We start from the raw sequence: 15179 nt of genomic DNA on the forward strand, positions 1-15179 counted from the left end.
CCTCGTCCTCAAACGCCGGACGGGCTGGAATGCGCCGGCCGGTGCTGAAGAGGTACCGCCTGTGCTTCGGAAGTGGTGGGGGCGGGTGGGCGGGGAAAAAGGTGGGCGAGGCAAGGGTGGGCGGGGAAGAGGGTGGGCCGAGTGCGGTTGTCCTTGAACGCCGGCCCGTACCCCCACTCAGCCCGTCCGGCGTTTGAGGACAAGGCCCGTTCAGGGCCGTAGCGGGGGTCTGGGGGCGCAGCCCCCAGAAGGATGGGACGGGTAGGGGCGGCGGGGGCGAGAAAAAGCGGTTCGGCTGTGGGGAACGTCGCCCCCGGGGCAACAGGCGGCCGGGAAAGTCTGTCGCTCGGCGGAGCCGTTACGCTGGTGTCGTGGCAGTCGTCGATGTATCCGAAGAGCTCAAGTCCCTCTCCTCGACCATGGAGTCGATCGAGGCCGTCCTGGACCTCGACAAGCTGAGGGCAGATGTCGCCGTGCTCGAGGAGCAGGCGGCAGCGCCGTCCCTGTGGGACGACCCGGAGGAAGCGCAGAAGATCACCAGCAAGCTCTCCCACCTCCAGGCGGAGGTGAGGAAGGCCGAGGCGCTGCGCGGGCGGATCGACGATCTGAGCGTGCTCTTCGAGATGGCCGAGGAGGAGGACGACCCGGACACCCGCGCCGAGGCCGAGACCGAGATGGCCTCCGTCAAGAAGGCGCTGGACGAGATGGAGGTCCGTACCCTCCTCTCCGGCGAGTACGACGCCCGTGAGGCCCTCGTCAACATCCGCGCGGAGGCCGGTGGCGTGGACGCCGCCGACTTCGCCGAGAAGCTTCAGCGGATGTACCTGCGGTGGGCCGAGCAGAAGGGCTACAAGACCGAGGTCTACGAGACCTCGTACGCGGAGGAGGCGGGTATTAAATCCACCACCTTCGCTGTCCAGGTGCCGTATGCCTACGGGACGTTGTCCGTCGAGCAGGGCACTCATCGCCTCGTGCGCATCTCGCCCTTCGACAACCAGGGGCGTCGCCAGACCTCCTTCGCCGGCGTCGAGATCCTGCCCGTTGTCGAGACGACCGATCACATCGAGATCGACGAGTCCGAGTTGCGAGTCGATGTCTACCGGTCCTCCGGGCCTGGCGGGCAGGGCGTCAACACCACCGACTCCGCGGTGCGGTTGACCCACCTCCCCACCGGCATCGTGGTCTCCTGCCAGAACGAGCGGTCGCAGATCCAGAACAAGGCGTCCGCGATGAACGTGCTCCAGGCCAAGCTCCTCGACCGGCGCCGCCAGGAGGAGCAGGCCAAGATGAACGCCCTCAAGGGCGACGGCGGCAACTCCTGGGGCAACCAGATGCGTTCGTACGTCCTGCACCCGTACCAGATGGTCAAGGACCTGCGGACGGAGTTCGAAGTCGGCAACCCCGAGGCCGTGTTCAACGGCGAGATCGACGGCTTCCTCGAAGCCGGGATTCGCTGGCGCAAGCAGCAGGAGAAGTAGGGTCTACGCAGGGCGCCTTGTCGACATAGCAACCGCCGTCCATCCGACGGCGGTTGCTTTGTGTCTTGGGATGTCTGGGTTTTACATCACACTCACAGGGTCTGATGTGTGCCACCGGAGGAACAAGCGGACATTGCGTACGCAACGACCTTGACGTTCCCTTGGAAAATCGGAAGGGTAACGCGCGGCATGCGTATCTCTGGGGCGCATGTGAACCGGGGGGTGCCTACCGCGCCCCCTGTCGATCACCGCCCCGAGCGCGGCTCCACTGATGAATTCAGCTACTGGGGGTAGCAGCCATATGACGAATAAGACGCGGATCCGGGTCGCGCGGATCGCGGCCGGAGCGGTGATCGCCGCTGGTGCGTCCTTCACCGCCGCGGGCATCGCCTCCGCCGACGAGTGCGACCTGGTCGTGGTCTGTGCCGGTACGCCGAGCCCGGAACCGACCGAGACCGTGACCGAGATCCCGAGCGAGCCGGCGCCGGACCCGACCGAGCCCACGCCCACCGTGCCCGAGGACCCGGACCCGACCGCGACCGACCCGGAGCCCACGGAGCCGGAGGAGCCCTCCACCGAGCCGAGCGAGCCCACTGAGGAGGAGCCGACCGCCACGCCCACGGGCGACGACGGCAGCGGCACGGGCACCGGCGGCGACGACACCGACGGCGGCGGCAACAACGCCGACCCCGACGGTGGCTCCAACACCTCCACCCAGGAGGAGGGCTCCTCGTCCCTCACCGACACGGGCTCGGAGACCGCGGCCCAGGGTTCGGGCGACGAGCTCGCCGAGACCGGTGCCGCCGAGACGACCTTCCTGATCATCGGTGCGGCCACGATGATCGCCGGCGGTATCGCCTTCCGCATCCTCCCGCGCCTCGTGGGCGGCCGTGGCGGCGCAGCGGCCTAGTAGCCCAGCCCCTGGTAGCTGTAGCCAGTAGGCAGTAGCCAGTCGTACGTACGCGCAAGGGCCCGGAGCATCGTCGCTCCGGGCCCTTCGTGTGTCTCTGGGGCTGTGACCGCGCTCGGGCTATGCCGTCTGGTGCGCCACCAGTGCCAGTGCCGCGATCAGTATCGCCAGCAGCGCGATCAGCGCCATCGGGTTGAGTCCGGCGAACGGATTCTCCTGCTGGAGCCGCTCGCGGTTCGCCCGGCAGACGGGACAGCGTCCCTCGCTCACGGGCGACGCGCAGTTCGCGCACACCAATCGGTCGTACGTCATGCGCCTTGCCCTCCTTGCGCCGCTTTCACCTACACAACGCTTCCGGAAACGCAACCGTTCCCCACTCCACTGTGCCAGGTTCCTCCGGAGGGTGCGCGGTTCGCTTCCTTGGTGGGGGCTTCCATTGTCTCGCGGCTGCGGGCTGTGTGTGGCTGGTCGCGCAGTTCCCCGCGCCCCTTTGTCGGGGCTGCGCCCCGTACAAAAGGGCACAAGCCTTGTCCAAGCGGTAGCGGAGCCTGCGCCGGGACACCCGGGTCGCGTATGGTCACGGTCGTCTGCCCCCGATGTCTCCGACGGCCTGTGGTGTTTCCGTGATCCGATTCGACAGCGTCTCCAAGCTCTACCCCAAGCAGAACCACCCCGCCCTCAGGGATGTCACCCTGGAGGTCGAGAAGGGGGAGTTCGTCTTCCTCGTCGGGTCCTCCGGCTCCGGAAAGTCCACCTTCCTGCGGCTGATCCTCCGCGAGGAGCGTGCCAGCCACGGTCAGGTGCACGTCCTGGGCAAGGACCTCGCGCGCCTCTCCAACTGGAAGGTGCCGCAGATGCGGCGCCAGCTGGGGACGGTGTTCCAGGACTTCCGGCTGCTGCCGAACAAGACGGTCGCCGAGAACGTCGCCTTCGCGCAGGAGGTCATCGGCAAGTCCAAGGGTGAGATCCGTAAGTCCGTGCCCCAGGTGCTCGACCTTGTCGGGCTGGGCGGCAAGGAAGAGCGGATGCCCGGGGAGCTGTCCGGTGGTGAGCAGCAGCGTGTCGCCATCGCGCGGGCCTTCGTGAACCGGCCCAAGCTGCTGATCGCCGACGAGCCGACCGGCAACCTCGACCCGCAGACCTCCGTCGGCATCATGAAGCTGCTCGACCGGATCAACCGGACGGGCACGACCGTGGTGATGGCGACGCACGACCAGAACATCGTGGACCAGATGCGCAAGCGCGTCATCGAGCTGGAGAAGGGCCGCCTCGTCCGTGACCAGGCGCGCGGCGTCTACGGCTACCAGCACTGACAGTCCCCCGAAAGGCTTGAGCACGCCATGCGCGCCCAGTTCGTACTGTCGGAGATCGGTGTGGGTCTCCGTCGCAATCTGACGATGACCTTCGCCGTCGTCGTCTCCGTCGCCCTGTCGCTCGCCCTGTTCGGCGGGTCGCTCCTGATGAGCGACCAGGTCAGCACGATGAAGGGCTACTGGTACGACAAGGTCAACGTCTCGGTGTTCCTCTGCAACAAGAGCGACGCCGAGTCCGACCCGAACTGTGCCAAGGGCGCGGTGACCAGCGACCAGAAGAAGCAGATCCTCGCCGATCTGCAGAAGATGAACTCGGTCGTGCAGAACGTCACGTACGAGTCCGCGGACGAGGCCTACAAGCACTACAAGGAGCAGTTCGGCGACTCCCCGCTGGCCAGTTCGCTCACCCCGGACCAGATGCAGGAGTCGTACCGGATCAAGCTCAAGGACCCGGAGAAGTACCAGGTCATCGCGACCGCCTTCGACGGGCGCGACGGTGTGCAGTCCGTGCAGGACCAGAAAGGCATCCTTGACAACCTCTTCGAGCTGCTGAACGGCATGAACTGGGCGGCCCGGGCGGTGATGGCGCTGATGCTCGTCGTCGCGCTGATGCTGATCGTCAACACCGTGCGTGTGTCCGCGTTCAGCCGTCGGCGTGAGACCGGGATCATGCGGCTCGTCGGCGCCTCCGGGTTCTACATCCAGGCGCCGTTCATCATGGAGGCGGCCGTCGCCGGGCTGATCGGCGGGGGTGTGGCCTGTGCCTTCCTGCTGGTCGGGCGGTACTTCATCATCGATCACGGGCTGGCGCTGTCCGAGAAGCTGAACCTGATCACCTTCATCGGCTGGGACGCCGTGCTCACCAAGCTTCCGCTGATCCTCGCGACGAGTCTGCTGATGCCCGCGCTGGCCGCTTTCTTCGCGTTGCGCAAGTACCTGAAGGTGTGACGCATGACAAGAGGGCCGTTCGGTCAACCGACCGTACGGCCCTTCGCGTTGTCCTAGACTCACCGGCATGTCAGGCCGTGACCTGTTCGCACAGCCCCGCCGCGCAGGCCGCGGGGCGGCTCTGACGTTGCTCTTCGCGAGCGTTCTGGTCGCCGGCGCGGCCACCGGCTCGTTCCCCGAGCCCGTCGAGCGGAGGTCCGCCCTCCCGGACACGGCCCGCGCCGCCGCCCCCGCCGGCCATCACGAGGACGTCGCCGCTGCTGCCGCCGAGGCCATGGCCGCAGGCAAGTCCCCCGTGGAGGCCGCCGAGCGCGCCGTCAGCCGCAGCGGGGACCGCTGGGGGGCGGTGTACTCCCCGGGGGAGTACGAGGAGTTGGAGGAGGCCCTCGACGGCCAGTACACGGGCGTCGGGCTGTGGGCGCGGCGCGAGCGGGACGGCCGTATCGAGGTCACCAAGGTGCGGTCCGGGTCGCCCGCGGCCGTCGCCGGGATCCGCAGCGGAGACCGGCTGCGGAGCGTGGACGGCCGGGCGGTCGACGGGCGGCCGGTCACCGAGGTCGTCTCCTTACTGCGCGGTGACGCACAGGACGCCGCCGCCGGTACGACCGTCCGCCTCGGGCTGGAACGCGGCACGCGCGCGTGGAGCGAGACCCTGCGCCGGGCTCAGCTGTCCACGGACTCCGCGACCGTTCGGAAGGTCGCCGACAACAACGTCACCGTCATCAGGGTCGCCGCCTTCACCAAGGGCGTGGGCGACGTGGTCCGCACCGCCGTACGGCAGGCGCCCAGCGGCGCCGGGATCATCCTCGACCTGCGCGGCAACTCCGGCGGACTGGTCGACGAGGCCGTCACCGCCGCCTCCGCCTTTCTCGACGGTGGCCTGGTCGCCACGTACGACGTCAACGGCGAGCAGCGCGCCCTGCACGCCGATCCGGGCGGCGACACCACCAGACCCCTGGTCGCGCTCGTCGACGGCGGCACGATGAGCGCGGCCGAACTGCTCACGGGAGCCCTCCAGGACCGTGGCCGGGCGGTCGTCGTGGGCTCCAGGACCTTCGGCAAGGGCTCGGTGCAGATGCCGAGCCGGCTGCCCGACGGCTCCGTCGCCGAACTGACCGTCGGCCACTACCGCACCCCGTCGGGGCGTGGCGTCGACGGCGTGGGCCTCACGCCCGACCTCGACGCCGACCAGGGAGCGCTGGAGCAGGCGGAGACCGTGCTCAGCGGGCTGGGCGACCCGTCGTCGGACCCCTCGTAGGGACTCTCGTCGGACCTCTCGTAAACGACTTTCCTGCGCACGCCCTCGTAGTGCGAAAATGGTCGGACTATGGCTAAGGAAAAAGGGCGGAAGCTGATCGCCCAGAACAAGAAGGCGCGGCACGACTACGCCATCATCGACACCTACGAGGCCGGTCTGGTCCTCACCGGTACCGAGGTGAAGTCGCTGCGTCAGGGGCGGGCCTCGCTCGTCGACGGCTTCGTGCAGCTCGACGGGCACGAGGCGTGGCTGCACAACGTGCATGTACCGGAGTACAGCCAGGGCACCTGGACCAACCACAGCGCCCGGCGCAAGCGGAAGCTGCTGCTGCACCGCGCGGAGATCGAGAAGCTGGAGTCCAAGTCGCAGGAGTCGGGTCACGCGATCGTGCCCCTCGCCCTGTACTTCAAGGACGGCCGGGCGAAGATCGAGATCGCGCTGGCGCGAGGCAAGAAGGAGTACGACAAGCGGCAGACGCTGCGGGAGAAGCAGGACCGGCGCGAGACGGACCGGGCGGTCTCGGCGGTGCGGCGCAAGCAGCAGCACGCGTAGCGCCGGTGGCGCCGGGAATTAGGTGGCATCGGCGCGCGTTGGTCACGTACGATGGCAACTGCACCTCACCGAGGGTGCGCTGTTCCTCCCCGGAGGGACTCCTCTTCGGAGGGATTGAAAAAACAACATGGGGATGATCGGTTTCGACAGCGGCTGTCGAAGCAGGTGAAGCGTGTCGAGGAAGCGGCCATGATCTCGTAAACCACAGGCCGAAAAAAATAATCGCCAATTCCAACAGCGATTCTCCCGCGCAGCAGTTCTCTCTCGCCGCCTGATTTCAGGTAGCGACGAGCCTGCTCCGCACTAATGGGAGTGTCAGCCCGGGAGTGTTCCCGACCCGGATCCTGGCATCAGCTAGGGGACTAAACCTTGATCCCGGTCACGGGGTGAAGAGGGAAATCTAACAGTGACTGGGCCCGTCGGCGACTTGTTCGCGTGATTGCCGGGGCCGAGAAAAGCACAGCGAACTGCACACGGAGAAGCCCTGATTCCGCACCGTTGGACGCGGGTTCGATTCCCGCCATCTCCACAATTCCCATGTTATGCAGTGCCAAAGGCCCCGTCGCTTTCGAGCGGCGGGGCCTTTGTCGTGCGTGCCGGCTCGGGGCGGCGGTTCGGGCAGGGGACGCGGAAGCCGTGCGGACCCTGTTGGAGAAGGGCGCCGATCCCGACACGGCGGACGCGGACGCGCTGCCGGTGCTGTGCGTGGCTGTCGCGGCGTACGACGAAGCGGTCGCCGAGGCGCTGGTGGAGGGCGGGGCGGACCCCGACCGGGTGCTGCCGGACGGGACCACACCTCTGTGGCGTGCCGTGGACGGGCCTTCCGCATCCTCACCCCGGTCGACGAACTGTTCGCGCGCGCCGTCGACCCGCCCGACGAGGACCATGACGGTCTGCTGGACCCTCACCCGGCGGCGCAGTTTCGAGACCTGGTCGGCCGTGGTGGCCCATCGCCACGACGCCGCCCCGGCACACCGCCGGTTCGTGCTCGACTATGTGCGGAGGTGGGCGCTCGTTCATTCCGGCGACTCCTCCTACGAGAAGCAGGAGCGCGAGTTCCTGGCTGCCTGGGCGGCGGAGGAGACGGACAGCCGGATGCTCGCGAAGGTGCTGGACGTCTACACCGAGTACCGGCACCAGGGCCAGGAGGCCATCGGGCTCCGGTACGCCGGCCATCCCGACCCCCGTGTACGCCGTGAGGTGCCCTACGCCCTTTCGACGTACGGGTCGCGGCGTGCGGCGCGGGGATGAGCGACGACGATCTCCTTCCGGAGATCACCCGGGCACTGCTGCTCCTGGCCGAGGACCCGGACCCGGACGCGCGGGGTGCGGCGGCGGAGAAGCTCGCGAACTCTCGAATCCGTACGCCCGCGGTCGCCGACGCCCTGGTGACGCTGCTCGGCCACGACAACCAGCTCGTGCGCCTGGAAGCCGCCTACGGTCTCGCCCTGCGCGACCATCCGCGCACCGAGGAGGCGATCGAGCGGGTGGGGCCTCTCGGCCCGGGCTTCGAGGACGACCACCGGGCCAGTGAGTTCTGGCGGTGGCGGTGGCGGAAGAAGAACCCGACCGACACGTGAGCGGGGTGCGGAGTCACGAGGATCAGGGTGCCGCCCGCGCCACCGTGCTCGCCCGTTCCGTCAGGCGGGGCGGCAGCAGGGTCGCCTCCGGGATGTGGCCCGTGCCGTTCAGCTTCTTCATCAGCAGGTCCACCGCCCGGGCTCCCACCTCCGCCGAGGGTATGGCGACCGAGGTGACCGGGACGGGCAGGTTCTCGGCCAGGTCGTCCGGGCAGATCGCGGTGACGGAGAGGTCGCCGGGGACGCGTAGGCCGAGTTGTTCGAAGGCGTCCATCAGGGGTTCCAGGATCGCCTCGTTGTGGACGACGACCCCCGTCAACGCCGGGTACTCGCGCAGGAGTTGTTCCGCGACCACCCTCGCCGCGGCCGGCGACGCCTCGCAGGGGTGCACCGAGGACGACAGCCCGCCCCGGTCGGCGGCAGCCGTGAACCCCTGGACCACGCGCTGGGCGAACGCGGTCCGGCGTACGTACACGGCGGGTGGTGAGCCGATCAGGGCGATCACCCGGTGTCCCAGGGCCGCCAGACGCTCCACGCACAGCTCGCCCGCCGCCTTGAAGTCCAGGTCGATACAGGTCAGGCCGGCCGCGTCGGAGGGGACGCCGATCAGGACCGACGGCAGGTCCAGTGCGCGCAGCAACGGCAGCCGGGGATCGTCGAGTTGGACGTCCATCACGATCAGCGCGTCGACCAGTGCCGTGTCCGCGACCCGGAGCAGGCCGGCCTCGCCCTCCTCCTGGGTGAGGAGCAGGACGTCGTGGTCGTGGCGGCGCGCGGCCGTCACCACCGACACCGCGAACTGCATGACCACCGGGACGTGGATGCCCGCCCGTAACGGCACGACCAGCGCCAGTACGTTGGATCTGCTGCTGGCCAGGGCTCGGGCGCCCGCGTGGGGGTGGTAGCCGAGTTCCTTGATGGAGCGGTTGACGCGCTGCCGGGTCTCCTCGGAGATCGGGCGCTTGCCGCTGAGGGCGTACGAGACCGTGCTCGGGGAGACCCCGGCGTGCCGTGCCACATCGGTGATCTTCACCATCACTCGCCTCCCGATTCGACCGACGACCCCTGCGCACCTGGTCCCAGCTCCACCGTCAGGAACCCGGTGCCCGCCCTCGCCCGCACCTCGCGTCCGCCCGCCGCCAGTCCCCAGGGCGCCGACGGATCGCTGCACGACGCCCGCAGCGTGTTGCTCTCGCGGACCACTGTGAACGTCAAGTCCCCTACCGGCACCGTCACTTGGGCGCCGCGCGCCAGGCCGTACGCGTGCAGCGTGACCCCGTCGGCGTACGCGTAGTCGGGGCGGTCGTCCACCGCGCCCACCGGGATCACCGACCCGGGGCGTACGAGCAGCGGCACGCTGTCGAAGCCGTGGCGCTCCTTCACCCAGCGGGGGCCGGTGACCGTCCGGCCGGTCAGGAAGTGGGTCCACTCGCCCTCGGGGACGTAGTACGAGACGTCTCCCTCGTCGCTGAAGACCGGCGCGACCAGCAGGTCCGGGCCGAGCATGAACTGCCGTTCCAGGTAGGCGCATCCGGGGTCGTCCGGGAACTCCAGGACCATCGCGCGCATCATCGGGACGCCCTCCGCGCTTGCGGTGCGGGCGGCCTCGTACAGATACGGCATGAGGCGGAGCTTCAGCCGGGTGAACAGGCGCAGTACGTCCACGGCCTCCTCGTCGAACAGCCACGGCACCCGGTAGGAGGAGCTTCCGTGCAGGCGGCTGTGGGAGGAGAGGAGGCCGAAGGCCACCCAGCGTTTGAAGAGCGCGGGACTCGGGGTGCCCTCGAAGCCGCCGATGTCATGGCTCCAGTAGCCGAACCCGGAGAGCCCGAGGGACAGTCCGCCTCTCAGCGACTCCGCCATCGACTCGTACGTCGCCTCGCAGTCGCCGCCCCAGTGGACCGGGAACTGCTGGCTGCCGGCCGTCGCCGAACGCGCGAACACGACCGCCTCCCCTTCGCCGCGGTGCTTGCGCAGCACGTCGAAGACCGTCCTGTTGTAGAGGTACGTGTAGTAGTTGTGCATCCGCTCCGGGTCCGAGCCGTCGGCGAACTCCACGTCCAGCGGCACCCGTTCACCGAAGTCGGTCTTGAAGCAGTCGACGCCCTGCGCGAGCACGGCCTCCAGTTTCGAGGCGTACCAGTCGCGGGCCGCCGGACTGGTGAAGTCGACCAGTGCCATGCCCGGTTGCCACAGGTCCCACTGCCACACGCTGCCGTCCGGTCTGCGGAGCAGATGGCCAAGTGCCTTGCCCTCGGCGAAGAGTGGGGAGCGCTGGGCGATGTACGGGTTGATCCAGACGCTGATGTGCAGGCCCTTCGACTTCAGCCGCTGGAGCATGCCCTCGGGGTCGGGGAACACCCGCGGGTCCCACTGGAAGTCGCACCAGTTGAACTCGCGCATCCAGAAACAGTCGAAGTGGAAGACGGAGAGCGGGAGTTCACGCTCGCGCATGCCCTCGATGAACGACGTCACCGTCTCCTCGTCGTAGGAGGTGGTGAAGGAGGTGGACAGCCACAGGCCGAACGACCACGGGGGCGGCAGCGCCGGGCGGCCGGTCAGGGCCGTGTACTTGCGGAGGATGTCCTTGGGGGTCGGGCCGTGGATGACGTAGTACGTCAACTGCTGTGTCTCGGCACTGAATTGCACCCGGGACACCGCCTCCGAGCCGACCTCGAAGGACACCCGGCCGGGGTGGTCGACGAAGACTCCGTAGCCCGCGTCCGTGAGGTAGAACGGCACGTTCTTGTAGGCCTGTTCGGTCGCCGTGCCGCCGTCGGCGTTCCACATGTCGACGACCTGGCCGTTCTTGACCAGCGGGCCGAAGCGTTCACCGAGGCCGTAGACGCTGGTCCCCACCCCCAACCCCAGCTGCTCGCGCAGGTAATGGGCCCCGGTCGTCGCGTCCCGCATGATGCCCATGCCCTTGGGGCCGCTGCTGGTGAGGACACGGCCGTGGGCGAGGAAGTCGACGTGCCAGGGCGTGGTGCGGCTGACCCGGATCGAGAGGGTGCCGGAGGTCAGGGTCGCGTGCTCGTCGTCGTACTCGGTGTGCGCCGTCAACTCCTCTCTCCGCACCTCGAATTGGGGGCTCTGCGGCTGCTCGCCCTGGAAGTGCGTGAACGTGACGCCGATGACGTCGGGCATCGGGGCGTGCGCGCTGATCGTCACGACCGGTCCCTTCAGCAGGTCGCCGCGGTGGCGGATGGGCTGGGTCGGCGCGTGGATGTCCAACGTGCCGTCGGCGTCCGTCACGTCGAGGACCTCGACCGGGTGGGCGGCGGTGACGCCCTCGCGCAACAGCCAGTAGCCGTCGGTGAACTTCACAGTCCGTACCCCTTCGTACCCCGTGTGGTGTCGAAGCGCTTCGACGGGCGAAGGTATGTGCCGCGTGCAAGCGAGTCAATGGGATATACGCGAATCGGCCCGGCGGGCCGTGGCCAGTGACAGCAGCAGCGCGCTCGTCGCCGCCGCGACCGGAACGCCGTACCCCGCCGTGGCCGACACGTGTTCCGCCGCCCAGCCGCCGGCCGCCGAACCGCAGGCGATGCCGCCGAGGAGACCGGTCACCGCGAGGGTCATGCCCTCGTTCAGGCGGCCCTCGGGGGTGCGGCTCTGGACCAGGGTCATGTTCGTGATCATCGTGGGCGCGGTGGCCATCCCGGCCACGAGCAGCGCACCCGCGAGGACGAGGAGCGAGCCGGTCAGGGCGGCGGCGAACAGGGGAAGCGTCATCAGGACCGTCATCGCGGCCAGACACCAGGGATGGCGCCGCTCGGCGGATCCGGCCGGCCGCAGCGCCCCGTACAGCAGACCGGCCGCGCACGACCCGGCCGCCTGGAGGGCGAGTACGGCACCGGCGGCCGTCCTGTGCCCCCGCTCGTCCGCGAAGGCGATCGTGACGACCTCCATCGACCCGAACACCGCACCCGTGGCCAGGCATACGGCGAGCAGCGGGCGCATCCCGGGGGCGCGCAGCGGAGACGTCCCGCGCTGGTGAAGCCCTTCGACGCGGGGCTGGACGGGTGGCTCGGTCGACCGCTGGGCGGCGAAGACGAGTACCCCGGTCATCATCAGCACCGCCCCGACCAGCGTGCCCGCCTCCGGGAACAACGCCCCGCAGAGGAAGGCCGCGAGGACCGGGCCCAGCATGAAACACAGCTCGTCGGCGGCCTGTTCGAAGGAGTTCGCGGTGTGCAGCGCCTCCTTGTCGCCCTTCTTGTCGCCGTCCAGGAGGTGGGCCCAGCGGGCGCGTGACATCCCGCCCGTGTTGGGAGTCGTGGCGGTGGCGGCGTACGCGGCGAAGAGGGTCCAGTCGGGGGCGCCGTAGTGCACGCAGAGCAGCAGGGCGAGGGAGCCGAGGGCGGCAAGTGCCGTGGCGGGTACGGCGATCCGGGCCTGGCCGTACCGGTCGACGAGCCGTGCGGTCCAAGGGGCGACCAGGGCCGTCGCGGCTAGCCCGGTCGCGGTGACGGCACCGGCGAGGGCGTACGAGCCGCGCGACCCGGCGATCATGATGACCGCGCTCACGCTGAACATGCCCATGGGCAGCCGGGCGATCAGGTTCCCGGCGGTGAAGGCGCGGGTGCCGGGGAGGGTGAAGAGGCGGCGGTACGGGCCGGGTGGGCGGGGCGTCCTACGGGGCGTTCGGGTGCGGGGGCCGAAGTCGGCGATGACCAGGGTGTCCTGGGTGACGGCGGGGAGTGGTCGGGGGCGGGTTTCCGGGTGAGGTGCGAGGCGGGGTTCGGGGCGTGGTCGAGGGGATGGCTGCGGCATGCGTCCACCGTCGCCCCGAGTCGATCACGGGGTCCAACACCTGTTCCCCGCCCATTCACGCACTCCTGTTGTAAGTTCGCCGGATGTCTGCGCCCGCCTCGCACCACTCCGCCCCGCACCACCTCGACCCCCGTCTCCTGCGCGCCTTCGTCACCGTGGCCGAGGAGCTGCACTTCACCCGGGCCGCCGCCCGCCTCTTCGTGGCCCAGCAGGCGCTGAGCCGTGACATCCGGCGCCTGGAACGGGAGTTGGGCGCCGATCTCTTCGTACGGTCGACCCGGCGGGTGACGCTGTCGGCCGACGGTGAGCGGCTGTTGCCGTACGCCCGGCGGGTGTTGGCCGCCCACGACGAGCTGCTGGCCGCGTTCGGGGAGGCCCGGCCGCTGCTGGTGGACCTGAACTCGCCGGGGCTCGCGACCGGGCGGCGGGTGCTGCACCGGGCGCGTGAACTCGCCCCGGAACACGAGCTGATGGCCCGGTTCGAGAGCGGACTCACCTTCGCGGCGGGGGAGTTGCTCGCGGGCCGGCTCGACGCGTCGTTCGGACGGTTCGCGGGCCTGGACCCGGTGCTGCGGGCCCAGCTGGACCAACAGCCCGTGCGCTACGAGCCGATGGCGATCGTGCTGCCCGAGGACCACCGGCTGGCGGCGCTGTCCGAGGTGCCGTTGGCCGCGCTGGCGGGGGAGACCGTGTACGCGGGTGCGGGAAACCCTCGTACACCGGAGTGGACCGATCTCGCACGTCAACTCTTCGAGGGGCGCGGGATCGACATCGCGCCACCCGCTCCGCTCGCTGTGGGCGACGAGGAGTTCCAGCGGATCATGGCCAAGATGCGGAACCCGATTCTCGTCGTGGTGGATTTCCCGCCCATGGCTCGAACAGTGTTGCGACCGCTGGTCGACCCTGTCCCGTTCTCGCCCGTGTCACTGGTGTGGCGGAAGGGGCTGGCGCATCCGGGAATCGACGCCCTTCGGCAGGCCGCGGCTCAGCTCGCGAGCGAGGAGGGGTGGCTGCGGAGGCCTGTTGGCGGGTGGATTCCGGCCACCGATCTCAACACCATTTCGGTGCGGAAGTGACACATGGCAAACATGGCACCTCCATCTGCGCTACATTCGAGGCCTGGGCGCAGTGTGATAAATGGGGGCGCTCGGACCGGATGGGGGTCCGGTTCGAACATTGATGTACGAATAACCCGGAATCGTACGCGCGCCCCGAAAGTTCCCGTGGGGGGATGTGCGTGCGTGTGAATAAGTGGCGTGAAGACACCCAACCGGAGTGGCCCGACAGCGAGGCCGAGTCCGGAACCCAGCAGCTTCCCGGAGTCGCTCCGGGTGGCACCGGCCCTGTTCCCCGGCAGAGACACGCCGGGGCACCGGTGCGCCCCGGGCGAGCCGGAGGCAGAGGCGCGCACGCCCAACCGCGTCGGGGCGAAACCGGAACGGCGGAACCGGCGGAACCGGTCGAGCAGACCGGCTCGGCTGATTCGATCGCGTCGCTTTCCAGCCGTCCCTGGGAGAACACCGCGGAGGCGGGTCACACCCACGACCCGCACGAAGTGACCGTTCAGCTCGACGGCGTCGGCCGGCAGCTGGAGGAACTCCTCGTACGGCAGGCCAAGGAGGGCGCGGACGCCGGTGCCGGTGACGGTCCCGTCTTCGTGGACGAGACCGGCCGCCGCAGCCGTCGCTACCGCCGGATGGGCATCGCCGTGGGCATCGCCTGCGCCGTGTACGCCGTCGTCATCGTCGGCACCCTTCTGTCCGGCAACTCGGACGCGCCCTGGCTGCCGGTACCGGGCCAGCAGGACGAGCAGCCGGCGGGCCAGGTCGACACCTCACCGCTGCCCGCCGAATCGGTGCTGCCGTCGGACTCGGCCGGGGTCACACCGACCCCGGAGGCGTCGGTCAGCGCGGGGGTCACGCCGTCGCAGGGGAGCACCGCCGTCACGCCGGGCGCCTCGTCCAGCGCCGCGAACCCCGGCCCGTCCGTCGAGCCCAAGCCCTCGGCCAGCGCCACCGTGCCCGGCCCGGGGACCACTTCGAGCGACCCGGACCCCGAGCCTTCCGCGACGGTGTCCAACTCGCCGGAGCCGAGCCCGACGGAGAGCAGCGGCCCCTCGCCCGACCCGTCGGAGTCACCGGCGACGGACGGCGGCACGGACGGCGGCACGGTCGCCGGCGGTACGACCGACCCGACCCCGATCGCCGAGAGCCCGGCCGAACCGAGCGCCACCGGCTCCACCGGAGACCCGGTCTCCGCGTCGGAGCCGGCCACCACGACGGCCTGACCACCCTCCGCCCCGCTCACCGCCGACCGCCGACTCCGTTCTGATCTGATCTCCTCGTCCCCGGAGAACAACCTCTG

Annotated in this window: 14 protein-coding genes and 1 other RNA gene; 11 read left to right on the top strand and 4 right to left on the bottom strand. The window is 69.5% G+C overall.

The genetic code is table 11. The features are described from left to right. The first annotated feature begins 371 nt into the window (after positions 1–371). Positions 372–1478, top strand: coding sequence for a peptide chain release factor 2 (gene prfB, locus ACWDR4_RS44660; protein WP_450417246.1), 1107 nt, complete (start codon positions 372–374; stop codon positions 1476–1478). A gap of 301 nt (positions 1479–1779) precedes the next feature. Continuing rightward, positions 1780–2388 carry a hypothetical protein gene (locus ACWDR4_RS44665; protein ID WP_450417247.1) on the top strand — a complete coding sequence of 203 codons (609 nt, stop codon included), beginning with the start codon at positions 1780–1782 and terminating at the stop codon, positions 2386–2388. A gap of 120 nt (positions 2389–2508) precedes the next feature. Here ACWDR4_RS44665 and ACWDR4_RS44670 read toward each other — a convergent pair whose 3' ends face one another. Continuing rightward, positions 2509–2700, bottom strand: coding sequence for a hypothetical protein (locus ACWDR4_RS44670; RefSeq protein ID WP_235478254.1), 192 nt, complete (start codon positions 2698–2700; stop codon positions 2509–2511). A 311-nt stretch (positions 2701–3011) separates the two neighbouring features. On the opposite strand from ACWDR4_RS44670, the gene ftsE reads away from it, so the two are divergent. The 7 genes from ftsE (at position 3012) to ACWDR4_RS44705 (ending at position 8039) form a co-directional block, all read left to right on the top strand. Then, positions 3012–3701 (top strand): cell division ATP-binding protein FtsE, encoded by a 690-nt coding sequence (ftsE, locus tag ACWDR4_RS44675; RefSeq protein ID WP_450417248.1) that lies wholly within the window; start codon positions 3012–3014, stop codon positions 3699–3701. Between the two features lie 27 nt (positions 3702–3728). Beyond that, positions 3729–4649: a permease-like cell division protein FtsX gene (ftsX, locus tag ACWDR4_RS44680; protein WP_450417250.1), complete on the top strand. Its 921-nt coding sequence runs from the start codon at positions 3729–3731 to the stop codon at positions 4647–4649. 67 nt (positions 4650–4716) lie between these two features. Continuing rightward, a complete protein-coding gene (locus tag ACWDR4_RS44685) occupies positions 4717–5907 on the top strand; it encodes a S41 family peptidase (protein WP_450417252.1) in 1191 nt (396 codons plus the stop codon). A gap of 69 nt (positions 5908–5976) precedes the next feature. After that, positions 5977–6459, top strand: coding sequence for an SsrA-binding protein SmpB (gene smpB / locus ACWDR4_RS44690; protein ID WP_235478257.1), 483 nt, complete (start codon positions 5977–5979; stop codon positions 6457–6459). Positions 6460–6588: 129 nt separating this feature from the next. Beyond that, positions 6589–6991, top strand: a transfer-messenger RNA (tmRNA) gene (gene ssrA / locus ACWDR4_RS44695). A 104-nt stretch (positions 6992–7095) separates the two neighbouring features. Then, the gene (locus tag ACWDR4_RS44700; RefSeq protein WP_450417254.1) at positions 7096–7710 is read left to right on the top strand and encodes a hypothetical protein; all 615 of its coding nucleotides are present in this window, start codon (positions 7096–7098) and stop codon (positions 7708–7710) included. Further along, complete coding sequence (locus ACWDR4_RS44705) at positions 7707–8039, top strand: HEAT repeat domain-containing protein (protein ID WP_450417256.1); 333 nt, start codon at positions 7707–7709, stop codon at positions 8037–8039. Before ACWDR4_RS44700 ends, ACWDR4_RS44705 begins: the two co-directional genes overlap by 4 nt. A 22-nt stretch (positions 8040–8061) precedes the next feature. Here ACWDR4_RS44705 and ACWDR4_RS44710 read toward each other — a convergent pair whose 3' ends face one another. The 3 genes from ACWDR4_RS44710 to ACWDR4_RS44720 form a co-directional block, all read right to left on the bottom strand. Beyond that, the gene (locus ACWDR4_RS44710; protein WP_450417258.1) at positions 8062–9075 is read right to left on the bottom strand and encodes a LacI family DNA-binding transcriptional regulator; all 1014 of its coding nucleotides are present in this window, start codon (positions 9073–9075) and stop codon (positions 8062–8064) included. Further along, a complete protein-coding gene (gene yicI / locus ACWDR4_RS44715; protein WP_450417263.1) occupies positions 9075–11366 on the bottom strand; it encodes an alpha-xylosidase in 2292 nt (763 codons plus the stop codon). The genes ACWDR4_RS44710 and yicI overlap by 1 nt, the downstream gene beginning before the upstream one ends. 75 nt (positions 11367–11441) lie before the next feature. Beyond that, the gene (locus ACWDR4_RS44720) at positions 11442–12815 is read right to left on the bottom strand and encodes an MFS transporter (protein ID WP_450417265.1); all 1374 of its coding nucleotides are present in this window, start codon (positions 12813–12815) and stop codon (positions 11442–11444) included. Positions 12816–12898: 83 nt separating this feature from the next. Between ACWDR4_RS44720 and ACWDR4_RS44725 the strand changes: the two genes are divergently transcribed. Continuing rightward, positions 12899–13891 carry a LysR family transcriptional regulator gene (locus ACWDR4_RS44725; protein ID WP_450417267.1) on the top strand — a complete coding sequence of 331 codons (993 nt, stop codon included), beginning with the start codon at positions 12899–12901 and terminating at the stop codon, positions 13889–13891. Positions 13892–14370: 479 nt separating this feature from the next. Next, positions 14371–15102: a hypothetical protein gene (locus ACWDR4_RS44730; protein ID WP_450417269.1), complete on the top strand. Its 732-nt coding sequence runs from the start codon at positions 14371–14373 to the stop codon at positions 15100–15102. Positions 15103–15179 lie beyond the last annotated feature (77 nt).

This window comes from Streptomyces sp. NPDC000878 (assembly GCF_053599695.1).

Bases quoted from the DNA above. Each gene is read 5' to 3' on its own strand.
- ftsX (WP_450417250.1), top strand. From the start codon at position 3,729: ATGCGCGCCCAGTTCGTACTGTCGGAGATCGGTGTGGGTCTCCGTCGC.
- ACWDR4_RS44685 (WP_450417252.1), top strand. From the start codon at position 4,717: ATGTCAGGCCGTGACCTGTTCGCACAGCCCCGCCGCGCAGGCCGCGGG.
- ACWDR4_RS44705 (WP_450417256.1), top strand. From the start codon at position 7,707: ATGAGCGACGACGATCTCCTTCCGGAGATCACCCGGGCACTGCTGCTC.
- ACWDR4_RS44670 (WP_235478254.1), bottom strand. From the start codon at position 2,700: ATGACGTACGACCGATTGGTGTGCGCGAACTGCGCGTCGCCCGTGAGC.
- ACWDR4_RS44725 (WP_450417267.1), top strand. From the start codon at position 12,899: ATGTCTGCGCCCGCCTCGCACCACTCCGCCCCGCACCACCTCGACCCC.
- ACWDR4_RS44710 (WP_450417258.1), bottom strand. From the start codon at position 9,075: ATGGTGAAGATCACCGATGTGGCACGGCACGCCGGGGTCTCCCCGAGC.
- smpB (WP_235478257.1), top strand. From the start codon at position 5,977: ATGGCTAAGGAAAAAGGGCGGAAGCTGATCGCCCAGAACAAGAAGGCG.
- ACWDR4_RS44665 (WP_450417247.1), top strand. From the start codon at position 1,780: ATGACGAATAAGACGCGGATCCGGGTCGCGCGGATCGCGGCCGGAGCG.
- ACWDR4_RS44720 (WP_450417265.1), bottom strand. From the start codon at position 12,815: ATGCCGCAGCCATCCCCTCGACCACGCCCCGAACCCCGCCTCGCACCT.